Genomic DNA, 18,143 nt, shown 5'->3' with positions numbered 1-18,143 from the left:
GAAGCGAACCATTATGTGGTGGAAAAAGAACAAATGGAAAGTCATCGTCCCCGCCCTGATTGCAGTCATTCTGGCGGCGTCGTTCTGGTATGGTGGGAATTCCCCCGGCTTGCAGGGCTGGACAACAGAAAAACCGCAAACCACGGAAACGGCAGCGCCGAAACCGTCTGACACCGCGCCCGATACAGAGCCGGATACCCCGAATGACACGCCGGATGCACCGGACCCTGCCGATACCGATGAACCCCAAAACCCGGAGGAAACAGAAAACACCGCGAAACCGGAAAGCGGCATTGCATCCCGTCCCAGCGATACGGAGGGTGGGATGTCTGCGGAGGATAAGGTCCACGCCGCAGAAGCCATTGCCGGAGGTTCTTCCGCCGGTGTTTCTAAAGGGGATAAGGATTACTCCGAGTCCAACGGTATGGCCATTGACCCCAGCACCGGAAAGGATAAGTATCTGACAGATCCGGTACCGGAGGGGAAACCCCTGCCGGTGGAACCCCAGGATGTAACCATTACGGATAAGGCGTACACCTGTACGCTGTCCATCTCCTGTGCCACCATTCTGGACAATATAGACTGGCTGGATCCGGAAAAGGTGGAGCTGGTACCGGAGGACGGCTGGATCTTAAAGCCTACCACCGTCACCTTCTACGAGGGCGAAAGCGTGTTCAATGTGCTCCAGCGCACCTGCAAGCAGAAGAAGATCCATATGGAATTTGAAAATACCCCCATGTATAACTCCGCTTATATTGAGGGCATTCATAACCTGTACGAATTCGATTGCGGAGAACTGTCCGGCTGGATGTACAAAGTCAACGACTGGTTCCCCAACTACGGGTGCAGCCGTTATCAGCTGAAGGACGGCGACACGGTCTGCTGGGTCTATACCTGTAATCTTGGCGTAGATGTGGGCGGATTCTATTCTACCGGCGGTTAAATCCGGAGGGGCGCGGCATTTGCTTTGCGCCCCTCTTTTGAAAGTGAAGTGATCTGTTGCAGAACCGAGATACCTTTTCCGGTTATCATCCCGGGATCAATTTTCTATATTTCGGGCTGGTGTTTCTGTTCACCATGTTCCTGCTGCATCCGGTCAGCCTGCTCATTTCCCTGGGCTGCGCGCTGTGCTACGCCATCTACCTCAACGGGCGGAAGGCGGTACGGTTCAGCCTTCGGTTCCTGCTGCCCATGATGCTGCTGGCAGCGGTCCTGAACCCGGCCTTTAACCACGAGGGCGCGACCATTTTGACCTACCTGCCCTCCGGGAACCCTTTGACCATGGAGAGTATGCTCTACGGCCTCACGGCAGCCCTCATGCTGGCCGCCGTCATCACCTGGTTTTCCTGCTACAATGCGGTGATGACCTCAGATAAGTTCGTCTATCTCTTCGGCCGGGTGATCCCGGCGCTCAGCCTGGTGCTCAGCATGACCTTGCGCTTTGTCCCCAAGTTCAAGGCCCAGCTGCAGGTGGTCAGCGAGGCCCAGCACTGCATCGGCCGGGACACCTCGGAAGGCTCCCTTCTGCAGCGGGCGAAAAACGCCATTACGATCTTTTCCATCATGATCACCTGGGCGCTGGAAAACGCCATCGAGACGGCGGACAGCATGAAAAGCCGGGGCTACGGCCTGCCGGGGCGGACGGCCTTTTCTATCTACCGCTTTGATGAGCGGGACAAAACGGCTCTGCTGTGGCTTTTGTTCTGCGGCGTGTATCTGTTGAGCGGCTGGGCTGCGGGCGGCTTTTCCTGGCGCTACTATCCGACGATCCGGGGCGCGGCGGTGACGCCGTTCACCGTCAGCTTCCAGATCGTCTATCTGGCCTTGTGCCTGACCCCTGTGATTCTGAACCGTTGGGAGGATAAAAAGTGGAAACTTTTGCGATCCGGGACCTGAACTTCTCCTACCCGGAGCAGGAGAAGCGGACGCTCCGGGAGCTTAACCTGACGGTGGAGGCTGGGGAATTTCTCGTTTTGTGCGGACCGTCCGGCTGCGGAAAAAGCACCCTGCTGCGGCAGCTGAAGACCGTCCTTGCCCCCCACGGGACGCGCGTGGGGGAGATTTTGTTCGAGGGAACCCCTCTGGATGAACTGGATCAGCGCACCCAGAGCCAGAAGATCGGCTTCGTGCAGCAGTCCCCGGACAACCAGATCGTCACCGATAAGGTGTGGCACGAGCTGGCCTTCGGGCTGGAAAGCCTCGGGTGCGACACCCCCACCATCCGCCGCAGAGTGGCGGAGATGGCCAGCTTTTTCGGCATTCAGACCTGGTTTTATAAAAATGTGACGGAGCTTTCCGGCGGGCAGAAGCAGCTTTTGAATCTGGCCTCTGTCATGGCCATGCAGCCCTCCGTCCTGATTCTGGACGAACCCACAAGCCAGCTGGACCCCATCGCCGCCAGCGATTTTCTGGCCACTTTGGGGAAGATCAACCGGGAACTAGGCACCACCATCATCCTGACGGAGCACCGGCTGGAGGAGGCGTTCCCGCTGGCCACCACAGTGGCGGTCATGGACCAGGGAAGCCTCCTCTGCACCGGCACGCCGGAGGAGGTGGGCGTGACGCTCAAGGAGCAGGGCCACACCATGTTCCTTGCCATGCCCACCGCCATGCGCATCTGGGCGGCGGTGGAAAACGACAATGCCTGCCCGGTCACCGTCCGGGAAGGGCGGGACTGGCTTCACACCTATGCCGCAGAGCATCCCCTGAATGCCCTGCCTCCGGAGCCGAAGCATACCTACCCGGAGGAGGCGGTCATTGAGGCTTCTGACCTCTGGTTTAAGTACGAAAAGGACCTGCCGGATGTGGTGAAGGGGCTTTCCCTGAAAGTCCGGAAAGGGGAATTCCTCGCCCTGCTGGGCGGAAACGGCACCGGCAAGACCACCACGCTGAAGCTGCTGTCCGGCCTGTGCAAGCCCTATCGCGGGGACATCCGGCTTCACGGCAGCGTGGGGGTGCTGCCCCAGAACCCCCAGGCGCTGTTTGTGAAAAAAACCGTCCGGGAGGACCTTTATGAAATTTTGAAGGGGAAGAAAAAGAACCGGGCGGAGCGGGACGGGCTGGTGGCCTATGTGACCGCCCTGTGCCAGCTGGAAAATCTGCTGGACCGGCACCCCTATGACCTTTCCGGCGGTGAACAGCAGCGGGCGGCGCTGGCGAAGGTGCTGCTGCTAAAGCCGGACATTCTGCTGATGGACGAGCCCACCAAGGGGCTGGACGCGGAGTTCAAGCGGACCATCGCGGGCATTCTGGAGACCCTGCTCCGCCGGGGCGTGACCATTCTCATGGTCAGCCATGACATTGAATTCTGCGCCCGGTATGCCCACCGCTGCGCCCTGTTTTTTGACGGGAATATCGTCACAGAGGCGCCCCCCCGGGTTTTCTTCTCCGGGAATAACTTCTATACCACCTCCGCCAACCGCATGGCCCGCAGCCTGAGTCCGGAGGCGGTGACGGCGGAGGATGTGATCTCCGCCTGCGGCGGCGTCCTGCCGCCGGAACCGGCCCTGCCGGAGAACATTCCGCCTCTGCCGGAGCCGCAGGAGAATTCGGCGGACTGGAAGCCACCCAAGCTGCCCCTGTGGCGGAAGGCACTGGCCGCCGCCTCCGGTGCCGTAGCTGTGGTGCTGTTCCTGTACGCCATCGGCATTACCGACCTTTCCTCCATCATTTCGCCGGATGGTTTGACGGGTATGAGCACCGCCCAGCTTCTGCTGTACGGCGGATTTATCGCAGCGCTGCTCGTTTTGGCCGCTGCCGTCAGCCGCAAGTCCAATCGTCCGGGCTATCTGGTGCAGACGCCGAAGGAGCAGCGAAAGCTGCGGAAGCGCACGGCAGCGGCTGCCGTGATGATCCTGCTGCTCATCCCCCTGACGCTGTTTATCGGCATCTACTATCTGGGCGGGAAGAAGTACTATTTCATCTCTCTCCTGATTTTGTTGGAGACCATGCTGCCCTTCTTCCTGGTATTTGAAGGGCGGAAGCCCCAGGCCCGGGAACTGGTCATCATCGCGGTGCTGTGCGCTCTGGGCGTGGCCGGACGGGCAGTGTTCTTCATGCTGCCCCAGTTCAAGCCGATTATGGCCATCACCATCATCGCCGGAGTGGCCTTCGGCGGGGAGACGGGCTTTCTGGTGGGGGCCATGATCATGCTGGCCTCCAATGTCATGTTCTCTCAGGGACCGTGGACGCCGTGGCAGATGTTCTGCATGGGCATCATCGGCTTCCTGGCGGGGGTTTTGTTCCGGAAGGGGCTGCTGCGCCGGTCCCGGCTCTCCCTGTGTGTGTTCGGTGCGCTGGCGGCCATTGTGATTTACGGCGGCATTATGAACCCCGCCTCCGCCCTCATGTGGTCCAGCGACTTAAACGGAAAGATCATCCTGAGCTACTATATCTCCGGCTTCCCCATGGACTGCATTCAGGCCGCGGCCACATGGATCTTCCTCTGGTTTGCCGGGGAACCCATGCTGGAAAAGCTCGACCGCATCAAGGTCAAATACGGATTGGTGGATTAAGCGAACGATGGCAAAAAACGAAAATCAGCGACGCATTCTCCTGCTGCTAAAGTACTTATATACACAGACGGACGAACGGCATGATGTTTCCGCTGCGGATAGCCGTACTCGCTCTTACCCATATTGGTGTTGATGCTGCCGCAGGTTTCGCAGACTGCTTTGGTGTAATGGTAGCCGGTATAATAGGCGTCCCTGCCGGGGGTGCCGTCCAACACGGAACCCTTACCGACGCCATCCACCATGGTACCGTCCGAGTATTTCACATTGCGGCTCAGCGCAGTCTTGCCGTCTCTGGTATATTCAGGGACACGGAACACGGCAAAGGATGTCGCTTTGCGGCATTCGCCGCACTGGAAAGTCTCATAGGTAACAACGCTGTTGGCGTCCAGTTCATTGGTGCGACCAACCGCCTGCTGCCAGTGTTCCGCGGGGTCATGGTAGCTGTTCTGCTGTGCGGCAAAGGCGCTGGGGATCATGCCGAGGCACATTACCAGTGCCAACAGCATGGCAATAGCTCGGCGCGAAAGTGTATGATTTTTGTTCAAGTGCTGAATTCCTCCTTAAAATTTTTGGGTATAGAGATGCTGGGATCGCAGTTGATGTTACTTAGTTCACCGCCCCCTTTCCAGCACTTTCCTTTTTTGCAGGTACTCGTTCCAGTCCTTTCCGATGCGGGGCTTCTCTTGTGATATCTCATATCCCATTTCCGCGTATTTTTTCCGGAGCTGTTCCGCCGTTTCTTGCCCCGGTGTATCCATATCCAAACAAAGAACGATCCGCTTGATCTGGGGATTGTTCCGAAGATAGGCTTGCAGCGCGCCGTCATAAAGGCCGCAGAGGGCCAGCGCGTTCTGTGTGTTCCGGTGGAGTGTGAGATAGCTCATCAAGTCGATGGGCGCCTCGAATACGAAAACCTGATCTGAGCTGCGGTCATACGGGAGCGCGAAGCCGACGCGTTTATCGCTGCCTGTCACATCTCCACGGAAGCCTTTTCCGTTCTGGTCGTAGGTTCCGCGCAGTCCGGCATACTTGGCTTGTCCGGTCGCATCCTTCCCAACAAAAACACAATTGTGATACTCGGCGTCCTCGTACAGCAGGCCGCTGTTCAAAAATTGCAGGATCACCTGCGGAGCGATGCCGCGCTTGCGCAGGTAAGCGAATACGCGGCGGTCATCTACATTGCGCGGTGGCAATGCAAACTCTTTTGGCGGCTCGTCCTGCTTGGTGACTGGTTTTGTTTTGACAGGAGCGTCTCTGGCCTTGCCTTGAAAGGTCAGCAGGTACTCTACTGCCTCCGGAAAAGTTTTATCGCAGAACTGCTGCAGGAATGTGATCGCATCGCCGCCGATGCCTTGAGAGTAGCGGAACCAGGTGCGCCGGTCCTTGATCCGCAGGCTGTCCATTTCTGCGGCGGTGTGATACTGGCCAATGCGCTTAACCTGATAGCCCAGATGGGTCAGCAGATCCGGCAGGTCGGTTTCCCTGGCAATCTGCATTTCGGTGTCTGTAAAGCGACTTTTGATCTCGCTTGCCACGGTGAGTTCCTCCTTTCTCGCAAAATGCAAAAAGCCGGTCATGGCACCCGAACTGTTCGGATGCCATGACCGGCTTTCTTCTAAAGTGTGTTCTTTTGTTTTGGCGTTTGTGCTGGCTTACACGGCGTTATTCTCGTTGGGGGTGCCCATGTCCGCAGAAGCGGCTTCCTCGGTCACACAGGGCGCGACAGGGGGCTGTGCGGGGGCGCCCTGCTCTGCAGCGCTCTCTGCATCTGCTTCGTCCAGTGCCTGCGTGATCAGGTTCAGCACGAAGTCTCGCTGAGTGAGCTTTTTGCCGGTGCGGAGCGTCTCGCGCTCCAGGTGACGCTTGATGCGCTGGAAGAGTTCTTCGGGAATCTGGAATGCCATCGTTCTGCCTTTTTCAGTCATTTGAATGCCGCCTTTCTGTTTTTCCATTATGTTGTAATAGTCTTGGATGAGGTTGGCGATGTACTCGCTGGTGGTCTGACCCAGCCATTCTCGTTCTTCGCTGACCCGCTCATGCAGGTCAATGGGGATCTGAGCGCACAAGTTTTTGGTGGTTGCCATTCTCGGATACCTCCTTCGTTTTTTTGCAACGCAAGCATACCCGAAAGTTTCAGTGAAAGCTATTACCAACACCACCAAGGAATGATAGACAAACGAAGCGAAAGCACCAATGGCGCCGAAAAACGAAAAAGCCGCCATTTGCATCCCCCGTGGGGAAGCAAATGACGGCTTGATGCCTTGTTTTTCTCTCTTTTATCAGCCTGGTGGTTCGAGTCACCCGAACTTTCCGAAAACGCGTTCCTGCATCTTTTTATGTCGCCTCTCGCCGCAAAAATTTGAAAAGCGGGAAATTTCGATTTTCAGAACTTTTTGTGCCGGAGAGTGGGTGGAAATATGTGAAAACGCCGCACTTTCGTGCGGCGTTTTCCGTGCTGCATCTTTCATCAACACATCTTGGTACGCCGTGAGGGATTCGAACCCCCGGCCTCCTGGTCCGTAGGTTGTCTCGAAGAAAAAACGGAGCCGAAACGGCTCCGTTTTAAGCTGTTTGATGCTGTTTGCTGGTTGGATTTTCCGTTTTTCCGTCCAGCCCTGCCCGCCCCGATCCTATTCTGGGTCAAAAGTGGGTCAGAGAGGATTTGTAATTACAAATAAAAAATGGTCGCTCTCTGTCTTTCGTAATGCAGTGCCATTTTGCTAACTTGCCGCCGGAGTATATCTCCGAATTGCGGGAGGAACAATCTGCCCGCCGCTTCACGATCACAGGCATCCTGCTGGTCCAGGGAAACGCGGGTATGGATTTCAGCCTGAAGCCCTTTTGCCAAAATATCCACCGCATCAGTGAGCTGACCGGAGAACAGATTGTGCAGAAAATCAGAACCAGCAGAGCATGAGGACTATATGCGCTGTTTCTGCCGGAGCGAGAAAAAATGATCAGTATCCATCGGGTAGATGGGTGCAGATATGGCATTGTGTGAGTGGAATTTTTCATAGCGCAAGCCACCTCTGCCATTAGCATTTTCGGGATTCCTACAAAAAAGAAATGCAGCACTCTAAGCAATACAAACACACACGGGGCACACCAATGCGGTGCGCCCCGTGTGTGTTATAGGGGATAAAATTTTCTGATACACATGTCCGATAGATACCTACTGCAGGCGCTCTTTGATGGATAAACGCGTTATTTGCAATATCAGGGTTCATTCATGGCACTGGCCAGCCCGCTCTAACCGAGAGTTAGGAATGAGAAAGAACAATCAGGTGGGTCAGTTCATGGTGCGGAACAGGAAGGTGACAATCTGCGCTCTCGTACACCCATTGTTGGGGCTGAATGTGGAGGCAGATGTGCCGTCGGTCACGCCGTTTTCCACGGCCCAGGCCACAGCCTCGGCGTAGAAATCGCCGGCCGCCACATCGGTGAAGCCGTTCACCGTGGTGGGAGCGGTGCCCATGGCGCGATACAGGAACGTCACGCTCTGGCCGCGGGTGCAGGTACTGTTGACGCCGAAGGTGCCGTCATCCAGACCATTGGTGATGCCGTTTTCCAGCGCCCATGCCACTGCGTCATAGCAATAGCTGCCGGGGAGCACATCGGCGGGAACCTTGGCTGTACCCTTGGGGGCGGGAGAACCGGCGGCACGCCACAGGAAGGTAACGATCTGGCCACGGGTGCAGGGATCGTTGGAACCGAACAGACCGTTGGCCTTGCCGTTGGTGATGCCCTTCTTTGCAGCCCATTCCACTGCCTTGGCATAATAAACATCGGCGGGAACATCCGCAAAGATGGAAGCCGCCTGCTCCTCGACAAACTCAGCGGTGACGGTGACCTTGCTGCCGGGCATGGTGAAGGTATATTTGCCGTCACCCTTGTCGGTGAGTTTCAGCTCATTGCCCTTGTTGTCCAGCACGGTGACGGAGCCGACCTCGTAGCCGCTGTCAGGCTTGACGGAGATGGTCACCCGGTCGCCCTTGGAGGCATTCTTGGGGCTGACAGTCACATCGCCGTTCTTCGCGCTGGGGGCGGACACGGCGTAGCTGCTGCCGGAACTGGAGGAAGAGCCGCTGGAGTTGGACCGCCAGTTGACGGTCACGGTCACATCCCCTTCAGGCATTGCAAAGTGGATGCCCCTCTGTTGATTCTCTTCGCCTTTTGCAGCCCAGGTCAGAGCATCCTCGCTGATCCCCTCCAGCGTCAGACTCCGCAGGGTATAGCCGTCCCGCTTGCCGATCTGGAGAGCGACCGTATCCCCAGCGGCGTACTTTTCGGTAAAGGTCTCGCCGGGGGTGATCCCTATGACTCCGCCGTAAAGGCCATAGGCGGTGACGGTGTGCGCCAACGCCCACTTGGCGTAAAAGGTCTTGTCACCCGTGTCGGTGGCAGTGATGGCCGTCACCGGAGGACCGGAAAAATTAGCATCCTCGTACCAGCCCTTGAAAAGATAGCCCTCCCGGGTGATGTCGGCAGCTGTGGGCAACTTTGCGCCCGTGCCTCTGGTATAGCCGGTCACATTTTTCCCATCGGCGATCGTGCCCTCGTTGGGGTTCAGCGTTACCGTGTATGTGGGCTCCGTCACCATGACGGTGCAGCTGGCGGAGGGCTTCTCGCCGCCTTCAGCCGCGACCGCAGCCGTAGCCGTGATCGTCGCTTCGCCGGCGCCCACGGCGGTGACGGTGCCGTTCTCGTCCACCTTTGCCACGGCTGTGTTGCTGGAGGCCCATGTCACGCTCTGGGACGCCTTAGCCGGTTGGACTGCTGCGGTGAGCGTTTCGCTGCTGCCCGTGACCACCAGTGCAAGGGTGTCTTTGCTCAGCGTCACGCCGGTGGTGGGGATGTCCTCATAGTGGGCGGTGAAATAGAGGTTGTGATCACCGGCGGCAAGCTTGATGTTCTCCGGGTCCGGAATTTTGATCTCAGCATTGGCAGAGGCGGCACTGGTGCCGTTCAGGAATTCCAGGGGTATATCGTTACCGCTTTTGTCTACGCATTCCCATGTCCAGTGTGTAAACCGCTTTCCTGCCTCTGGTGCCTTTGCGAAGATGGTGATCATGTCGCCCTTCATAAACTTTCTGTCATAATGTGGTACGGTGGCATTGAGATACTTCGGCGTACCGGAGTTATTTCTAAACAACACCCAGACGTATGGTCCTGTGCGGTAGATCGTGATTGCTTCGCCGGTATCCGTAGTGCCCGTATTCTCGACACAGGGCGTTGTATTGTGCCTATGCAGGTAATTAGCGCCTGTATTCCACTTGAGCGTCATTTCCTTTACACGACGCAGATAGGTATATACATTCCCGTTTCCCAGCCGGATCGCGGGGCCGCCGGTGCTGCTGGCATCGATCATGATCTTACCGCTGGTGTCGATGGTCAGGTTTCCCATAATGGGCACCAGACAGAAGGTGTTCTGCGTTTGCTCGATCCCGCTTTTCAGGGTCACGTTCGCGTTGTCCTGAATGGTAACGGAGCAGTTGCCCTCGCCGCCGCCCTTCAGCGCACAGACGTTTTTTGCGGTTGTCTCCGACACAACATTGGCGCTGCCGCCGATGACAAGCTTGACCCTTCTGACAATGTCAATGCCGTTGACCTTCAAGCTGGCACCTGAATCGCCCGTAATGGTAAAATTCATGTAGTTATCCGGATTGTCAAGAGAAGAAGCATCCGCGGAGGTTACTGTCAGGCCATAGCCGGAGCCGCTGTTTTTGATCGTATTGCTGCCCACCAGCTTCAGGGTGAAACTCTGTTTTTCGTCTCCCACCACCTCGATCCTGCCGCCGTTATATCCATTCAGCGTCAGGGTCTTGCTGGCGGCGTCATAGCTCCAGCCGTTGCCATGATCGTTTGTACTGATGCTCAGGTTTTCCTGACCGCCGATGGCGGTGATGCGGGGTGCTGTAGTATTCGCCGCCAGCGCCGCTGCGGGCAGCAGGGTCAGGCACAGCAGCAGGGCCAAAAAGCCACTGATGCTCCGCCGCCAAATGACTTGGTTTTTCTTCATACAGATGACTCCTCCTGTTCTTTTCTGTGTCAGCATTCCTGTTCCGCCATGGACAAGATCTCATCGTGGCTCAGCTCCACATCGCCAAAGCGGACAAAGATGCCGTTGGTCACAGCGCTGTTCCATACCCTCGCATCTGCCAGCGGGCGAAACCGGATCTTGTCCAGATGCGGCTTCATGTCCAGCAAAAGCCGACTGCCGGACACAAAGTCCACCTGCAAAACATGGTCGGGCAGCGGTGTGACGGCTGTGAGATACCTTCGGTTCAAGTGCGTGCCCTCCTTTCCGCAAAACTAAAAATCCACCGTACAAATATTGTACGGTGGACGCGATGGGATAACCATTAACCAAAGGTTAGGTCTTTTGCCCGAATAGCGTGGCAAGCCGCTTCCGCTTGGTTCGGGTATCGCCCTCGATATGAAGCTTGGAATAGATCTGATTCACATACTGCTTGACGCTCCCCTCGGAGAGGTAGAGCTTTTCCGCGATCTCGCGGTTACTCAGCCGCTGCGCCATCAGTTCCACGATCTCAAATTCCCGCGGCGTCAGCGCGTCAAAGGCCGCTGGGTGGGTGCTCGCCGCGTTTCGCGCCCCTGCCCCTTCGCCAAGCTCGGTGATCTTTGCAATCAGGTCAGTTTTGAGTTCCCGCGCCAGCAGGGGCTTCAGGAAACCGTAATTTTCCACAAACGGCATTACAAGGCCGTCCAGTGCGGCGTTGGAAAGGGCTTGTCTCAGCCATGTGCAGGCTTCCTCGCTCTTTCCCAGCTGTGCATAGGCTGCCGCCGTCTGGATGCGAATGTGCAGGGCCACCAGTGCATAGTGCATGGCCTCGCATACAGCCAAAAGCTGCGCGCTGTGTCCGATGACCTTGGCATAAGCGCCCTGAGCAAGATACACCTGATTTTCGATCATCTCCATCATGGGCTTGCCCGGCGCGAGCATATTGATATCAGAGAGACGGTGCTGGGAGAAAATCTCCGGGACATTGTCCGTTTCGCCCCGCAGGGCATGGTAGTAGGCGCTGGCGGCGCTCCAGAGGTTGATCCACGAGGCGTCGTGATAGCGCAGCAGGTCCGCGTACCGCTCCTCGAAGGTGTACCGCTGCTCCACATCGGTATACAGTGAGAGCCGCCGCGACAAAAAATCGCAGCACAGCGCCATGTTGATCTGTCCGTTGTCCTTCACCTGTGCATAGGCCCGCTCCAGTTCAATGTGGGCATCCGTGAAGCGGCCCTGACAGAACAGCGCCTCGGCGCGCATGATGGTCTCTGCACCCTGCCCGTGGTGATTCGTGACCTTGTAATAATGGGGCATGCACTCGTCCATCTCCGCAAGCTCGCTTTCCATCCCTCCCGGTGCACGGTGGAACATCATCAGAACGGACGGTGAGCCGAAGGTCCAGCCGCCGCTCGACTGGATGCTGATGGCGGGACGGGACATCTGCGCGCTGGCGCTGCGGTGCAGGCGGCTCATGGCGCTGATGTCGTTGTAGCAAAGAAAGCTCAGAATGAGATCGCATTCCCCCAGCAGGTTGCCGCGCTCTTCTTCGGACATCTCCGGATGCTCCCTGATGGCCGTCAGCAGCAGCGCTTTCAGTTCCAGCATCTTCGGAATCTGCCGCCAGGTGAACATCCGGCGCATCAGCACCAGAATGGCAAAGGGGTAGGCCTTCAGCGTTTCGGCGGGGCAGTTGTCCAGCGCCGTCAGCACATCCTCCGGCTTCAGCGACGCCAGCAGGATGCCCGCATCGCTGCGGATGACCCGCAGCAGCGCGTCGTAATTCCCGCTCTTCCGGTAAGCGGCGAGGGCGTGGAGATACTGCCGGTGCTGCTCATACCACAGGCCGAAGCGCTTCCAATAGCGCTGCTGCGTTTCCGCTGGCATCGCCAGAAAGCTGCGCTCGGCGCACTCCTTCATCATGTGGTGGAAGCGATAGGTCGCGCCGTCTGGCAGACGCGTGACAAAGGCGTTCTGCTCCGTCAACGCAGAGAGAATCTGCCCCGCATCCCCATCGCCTGTGACATACTGTGCCATTTCGATGGTAAATTCATCGGCAAGCCCCATGACCGCCAGAAACTCCCGCTGCTGTTTCGGCAGCGGATCGATCATGGCGGCGGTAAAGGTGGCGTAGATATCGGAATGGCGGCTGGGCAGCACGCCGCGCTCGGAGAGCGTCCGCAGATTCAGATATACGGCGGAGAACCAGCCCTCACTGGAATAGAGTAGGCGTTCCACCTGCGCGTCGGAAAGCTCCGTGCCGCAGCGGTGGGCATAGACAGCCAGCTCCGTATGGTTAAGGCGCAGTTGATCCGTGCCGATCTGATAGACTTTTGCCCCCAGACGCACCGCCTCCGCGGCGGGCAGGAAACGGTCCCGGCTGGCAACGATCAGATGCACATTCGAAGGTAGCCGGTTTGCCAGCATACAGAGGAACAGCGAAGCGCGCTTGTCCGTCAGCAGGTGAAAATCGTCGATGAAAATGCAGCATGGGACTTCGCCCGCCAGTGCATGGCAGAGATCGTCCACCAGCAGTCCGCCGCCTGCGGCGTCTGTGGGGCAGGGATAGTCCCGCAGAATGTCAAACCCGGCCCGGGAAAACGCTTCCTGCACGCTTTTCCAGAAGATGGCAAGATTGTCGGAGTATACGCTGATGCGGATGGTGCACAGTGTCTCCGCTTTGGCGCGCTCACTCAGATACCAGTTCACCGCCGTGGTCTTTCCGTAGCCCATGGGCGCCACCACCGTGGTCATGGCGCAGCGGGAGATGGGCCGCAGGCTCTCCTGCAGCCGCTCGGATATGTAAATGGTATTCAGATTCCATTTCGGTTTTGGCATGGTTCCACCCTCCGATGCGCTTCAACAGACTTCTTTGTCTATAACGGTTTTGGCTTGTATGTAATTATACCGATTTTATCCGCAAGTGTAAACTGAATGAAACCCACTTTTCGAGCATTCTATGGAAAAGAGGGTGCCTTCTTGTCTACAGCACGGATGCTGTGACAAAAGGTTTGACTATGACCTTTCTCATAAGCTTTCCAGAAATATTTATCGCTTCGTCCGTAAAAGAATGTTTTTACAAAGTTTGATATTAAAATTTTGCAAAAATTATTGTTCTTAAAAAACAGACCCAAACCTGCTAAAAAGTCAAGCCCAAATTAAAAGAAAAGTTATAGGCAGGAAAAGAGTATAGCAAAGCAGAGGTGGCAAAACGGAACGCTTGGCCGCCTCAAATAAAGTATTGGGGATCTCAGCTCATTCTATTGTCGGCAAGCTGCGGTATGGTATATCTTCCTGAATGTGAAGACCGAGGAACCCGAAGACCCCGCCGCCGAGAAGTTCCCGAAGCTCTGTGAAGCCGTTCACGCCGAAGCCCTTTCCCGTATGGATGGGAAGAAGTTCTATATTGGTACGCCGTGAGGGATTCGAACCCCCGGCCTTCTGGTCCGTAGGTTGTCTCAAGGGCAAATCGGAATCATTTCGGCTCCGATTTGTGCTTTTTACCGCCATTCGTTCGGCGGATTTTTCCATTGTTTCCATCCAGCCCTGCCTGCTCCGGTTCCGTTCTGGGTCAAAAGTGGGTCAGACGCTGCTGGGAGGAAAGCGGTACGGTGTATCATTCCATCATACAGAAAAGGGACAGAAACGCAGGCGGAACGTCAGCCGGGGCCGCTCCGGTGACATTTCAGGCCGAAATAAGTACATTTCGTGCAGTTGACCGCACAAACCGCGAAAAATATGCTATACTCAGCACATAAACCTGCAAACCGATCCGGGGGCGCCCCCGGACCCGTAGGGAGAACTCCCTACGGGATACCCCTGCGCGCAGGAGCTATGCCCCCGGCAGGGAATGAAGTGAATGAGGAGACCTATGAAAAAACGAATTTTGAGCTGTTTTATGGCGCTGGCCCTGTGCCTGACGCTGCTGCCCACGGCGGCGCTGGCGGCGGATGGGGCGCAGGCGGCGGATGGCACGGGCCATCCAAGCCACACCGATGCCACAAAGCTGTGGGTGGATGACGGCACGCTGAAGAAGGGCGACGACCCGTGGACAGCTAAACCTATAGCGGTTTGGGGTTCCAGAGATGAAGATAAGGAGACTGTCTATCAGCTTCCGGAGGGCACTTACTATCTGGGCAGTAATATTGAGATTACTCAGCATCCTATTATGATCACCGGCGATGTCACGCTCTGCCTGAACGGTAAGCAGATCACATGCGGAAGCCCGGCTCCTGATTGCGTGATTGGGGTCTATGCCAATACTGCATCGACGCTGACTCTGACCGACTGCGGCAGCGCCGGCCAGATCGCCGGCGGCAAAAATTATGGCGTGAAAGTATATAAAGGCTATACGCTCAATATGCACGGCGGCACCATCACCGGCAACGGTATAGGCGTGGAGGTTAACGGAAGCGTAGGCAAAACAACCAAGCTCAATATGTACGGCGGTGCCATCAGTAACAACACGGGCACAGGTGTGACTCTGACACAATACTGCGAGTTCACGATGTCCGGCGGCACGATCTCTAACAACAAGGGCGGCGTATCTATGGGCGGCGGCACATTCGAGATGAGCGGCGGCGAGATCAGCGGAAACACGGCTACAAGTAACGGCGGCGGCGTAAATATTGGTAATGGCGGCATGTTCACCATGAACGCCGGCGCCAAGATCACCGGCAATACGGCTACCTATGCCGGCGGCGGGGTGTATGTGAGCGGCGGCACATTCATCATGAATGGCGGCGAGATCAAAAGCAACATAGCCAAAACCAACGGCGGCGGCGTGTATGTGACAAAGGTCGCCTCCTCCAGCAACAGCGCGTTCACCATGAACGGCGGCGAGATCAAAAGCAACACAGCCAACACCGCCGGTGGCGGCGTGTTTGTGGATAACGGGACATTCACCGTGTCCGGCAAACCGATTGTTAGTGAAAACACGAGTGGAAGCGAGGGAAACAAAGTCACCGATAATGTCTATCTGCTCGCGAGCAAGACCATCACCATCGGTAGTGGACTGACCAACGGCACCGATATCGGCGTGACTACGGGTTCGGCGATGGCTCCCACGGAGGATTCTACCATTGCCATCACCACGCCTACAGAGAATGCTCACGGTTACCTAAGCTACTTCAAGAGCGACAATGACAGCTATGAGATTAAGGCCAACAGTGAACAAACGCAATTGGTGCTGAAAGCCAAGCCGAAAATAGATTTGACGAACTCAGCAGTGATTACGCTCATGTCCAAAAGCGCCGATCTCGTATACACCGGCAAGCCCATCACGGTAGCGTATGAAGTGAAATATAACGACAAGATGCTGAAGCTGGGCGAGGATTATACCGTCACCGGCGGCAGCGGCACCGATGCCACGGACTACACCCTGAAGATCACCGGTACGGGCAAATACACGGGCAGCGTGGAGAAGAAGTGGAAAATCACGCCGCTCACCGTCACCGTCAGTGATGTGACCCTCCGTGACAAGGAGTACGATGGGACCTGCAATGGCAGCAGCAGCGATGTCACCAGCGTAACGGTTACGAATGGGTCGAGCAACAGCGTGACCTTGAAGAGTGGAGACTACACGATTGAAAGCGTGACCTACGCCGACGCGAATGCCGGCATACAGAACGCTGACATCATCATAAAGTTGGCGGAGAACGGAAATTACACCTTCGCCGGTAATCAGCTGACCACGCAGGTCAGCATGCAGGGCAAGATCACCCAGGCCCCCACGCCGCAGGGGACGATTTCCCACAACCTGAATGTCGTGAACAATAAAAAGGATACATATACGCTCAATCTGAACGATCTGCTGCCGACGCTGCCTAACGGCTGCAAATACGGTGAGATAACATATAAGCCGAACAGCAGCACATTCAATTTGGGCAATTACAACGGCGGCGACATGAGTATTTTAAACGGTACGCTGACCCTGCCCATCGCGCCTGCGGATAGCGTCAAGGTTGGCAATACAATCTGCACTGGGGAGGTCACGGCCAAAACGCAAAACTACAAGGACATCACCCTGACCATCAACGTCAAGGCCGTCGCCGCCCCCCTAAAAGACCCAGTCTACACCCCGCCCAAGGCCAAAACCCCGACCTACAACCGTCAGGCTCAGAAGCTCATCACCGGGGGCACCGTCACGGAAGGCGGCACCATGAAGTACTGTCTGAGTGAAACTGGTGAGTACAGCACGGATATCCCCATGGCAACAAATGCGGGTGACTATACCGTTTATTACAAGGTCGTGGGTGACAGCGGTTACAGCAACACAGCGGTGCAGAGCATTCCCGTACATATAGATAAGGCGAAGCCCACCGGCGAGCCTATTTATACCAAGATCACCGCCGCGAAGAAGATGCTGAAGGAAGCCGAGCTGAAGCCCAATACCAGTTGGCCCACCGGCACGGTGAAGTGGGAGCTGGATAACACCACCGAGGTCAAGGCAAACATCGCCTACAAGTGGATCTTCACCCCGACCGGCGCGGACGCGGACAATTACACCACGGCCGACGGCACGATCACTCTCTACTCCGTCAGCACCGGCGGCGGTTCCTCCTCCGGCGGCTCCGGCAGCTACGACAGCAACCCCATCATCAAAACGGAGACGAAGAACAATCCGGACGGCTCCACCACCAAAACGGAGACCCGCAAAGACGGCACCGTGACCCAGACCACCACCGCCAAGGACGGCTCCATTTCCAAGACCGAGACCAAGAAGGACGGCAGCTCCGTCACCGAAAATAAGGCCGCCGACGGCTCCACCGGCACGGTGAAAACCGACAAGAACGGCCAGACCGAGGCGAATGCCAAGGTCAGCAACAAGGCCATTGAGAACGCCAAGAAGAACGGCAAGGCCGTCAAGGCTCCCGTTGAGGTGGAGGCCAGCCGCAATTCCGGCACCGCACCCACCGTCAAGGTGGAGCTGCCCCAGAACTCCGGCAAGACCGAGGTGGAAATTCCCGTTTCCAACGCAAACGCCGGCACCGTGGCGGTGCTTGTCCGTCCCGACGGCACCGAGGAAATTTTGAAGGATTCCATTCCCACCGAGGACGGCATCCGGCTCACCGTGGACGGCAGTGCAACGGTGAAAATCGTGGATAATGCCAAGAACTTCATCGACACCCAAAACCATTGGGCCAAGGACGAGATCGACTTCGTCAGCGCCCGGGGCCTGGTGAACGGCATGAGCGCCACGATCTACGCGCCCGACGCCACCGCCACCCGCGCCCAGATGTGGACGATCCTGGCACGGCAGAATGACGCGGATCTCTCCGGCGGCGCCAACTGGTACGAAAAGGCGCAGCTGTGGTCCAAGGATAAGGGTATTTCCGACGGCACGAACCCCAGCGCCACCATCACCCGCGCCCAGATGGTCACCATGCTGTGGCGCACCATGGGTCAGCCCTCCGCAACGGATAAGGTCAGCTTTGCTGATGTTCCCGCCGACAGCTACTACGCGCAGGCCGTGGCCTGGGCCGTGGAAGGCGGAATCACCCAGGGCGTGGGCGGCAACCGGTTCGACCCCAACGCCACCTGCACCCGTGCACAGATCGCAGCCTTCCTGGCACGCTCCATGAAGTGACGCAAAAACAGCCCCGGTTCCTTTC

General features: G+C 57.0%; 11 protein-coding genes. 4 read left to right on the top strand and 7 right to left on the bottom strand.

Going from position 1 to position 18,143, the window contains the following annotated elements; genetic code table 11:
• Window positions 1-13: 13 nt before the first annotated feature.
• Genes KQI26_RS11240 through KQI26_RS11230 form a run of 3 tightly spaced genes read left to right on the top strand, consistent with a single transcriptional unit; the run spans window position 14 to window position 4,514 of the window.
• A complete protein-coding gene (locus tag KQI26_RS11240) occupies window positions 14-943 on the top strand; it encodes a DUF4430 domain-containing protein (RefSeq protein WP_216504485.1) in 930 nt (309 codons plus the stop codon).
• Window positions 944-999: 56 nt separating this feature from the next.
• The gene (locus tag KQI26_RS11235) at window positions 1,000-1,896 is read left to right on the top strand and encodes an energy-coupling factor transporter transmembrane component T (protein ID WP_256447876.1); all 897 of its coding nucleotides are present in this window, start codon (window positions 1,000-1,002) and stop codon (window positions 1,894-1,896) included.
• The gene (locus tag KQI26_RS11230; protein ID WP_216504484.1) at window positions 1,869-4,514 is read left to right on the top strand and encodes an ECF transporter S component; all 2,646 of its coding nucleotides are present in this window, start codon (window positions 1,869-1,871) and stop codon (window positions 4,512-4,514) included. The genes KQI26_RS11235 and KQI26_RS11230 overlap by 28 nt, the downstream gene beginning before the upstream one ends.
• Here KQI26_RS11230 and KQI26_RS11225 read toward each other — a convergent pair.
• The 7 genes from KQI26_RS11225 to KQI26_RS11195 all read right to left on the bottom strand — a co-directional run bounded on the left by KQI26_RS11225 (window position 4,511) and on the right by KQI26_RS11195 (window position 14,070).
• Complete coding sequence (locus KQI26_RS11225) at window positions 4,511-5,059, bottom strand: hypothetical protein (protein ID WP_216504483.1); 549 nt, start codon at window positions 5,057-5,059, stop codon at window positions 4,511-4,513. The genes KQI26_RS11230 and KQI26_RS11225 overlap by 4 nt on opposite strands.
• A gap of 66 nt (window positions 5,060-5,125) precedes the next feature.
• Window positions 5,126-6,049, bottom strand: a complete 924-nt coding sequence (locus KQI26_RS11220) for a DUF3991 and toprim domain-containing protein (protein WP_371744136.1) — start codon at window positions 6,047-6,049, stop codon at window positions 5,126-5,128.
• Between the two features lie 117 nt (window positions 6,050-6,166).
• Window positions 6,167-6,598 carry a translation initiation factor 2 gene (locus tag KQI26_RS11215; protein ID WP_216504482.1) on the bottom strand — a complete coding sequence of 144 codons (432 nt, stop codon included), beginning with the start codon at window positions 6,596-6,598 and terminating at the stop codon, window positions 6,167-6,169.
• Between the two features lie 1,205 nt (window positions 6,599-7,803).
• Window positions 7,804-10,533, bottom strand: a complete 2,730-nt coding sequence (locus tag KQI26_RS11210) for an S-layer homology domain-containing protein (protein WP_216504481.1) — start codon at window positions 10,531-10,533, stop codon at window positions 7,804-7,806.
• Between the two features lie 29 nt (window positions 10,534-10,562).
• Window positions 10,563-10,802, bottom strand: a complete 240-nt coding sequence (locus KQI26_RS11205) for a DUF2442 domain-containing protein (RefSeq protein WP_216504480.1) — start codon at window positions 10,800-10,802, stop codon at window positions 10,563-10,565.
• Between the two features lie 85 nt (window positions 10,803-10,887).
• Entirely contained in the window at window positions 10,888-13,368 is a 2,481-nt protein-coding gene (locus KQI26_RS11200; RefSeq protein WP_216504479.1) for a LuxR C-terminal-related transcriptional regulator, read from the bottom strand.
• Window positions 13,369-13,785: 417 nt separating this feature from the next.
• The gene (locus tag KQI26_RS11195; RefSeq protein WP_216504478.1) at window positions 13,786-14,070 is read right to left on the bottom strand and encodes a hypothetical protein; all 285 of its coding nucleotides are present in this window, start codon (window positions 14,068-14,070) and stop codon (window positions 13,786-13,788) included.
• A 331-nt stretch (window positions 14,071-14,401) separates the two neighbouring features.
• On the opposite strand from KQI26_RS11195, the gene KQI26_RS11190 reads away from it, so the two are divergent.
• A complete protein-coding gene (locus tag KQI26_RS11190; protein ID WP_216504477.1) occupies window positions 14,402-18,118 on the top strand; it encodes an S-layer homology domain-containing protein in 3,717 nt (1,238 codons plus the stop codon).
• The last annotated feature ends 25 nt before the right edge of the window (window positions 18,119-18,143 follow it).

Source organism: Intestinimonas sp. MSJ-38 (assembly GCF_018917925.1).
Lineage (GTDB): Bacteria > Bacillota > Clostridia > Oscillospirales > Butyricicoccaceae > Pseudobutyricicoccus.
The sequence above is the reverse complement of the archived record's forward strand: the minus strand, read 5'-3'. Positions and strand labels throughout refer to the sequence as shown.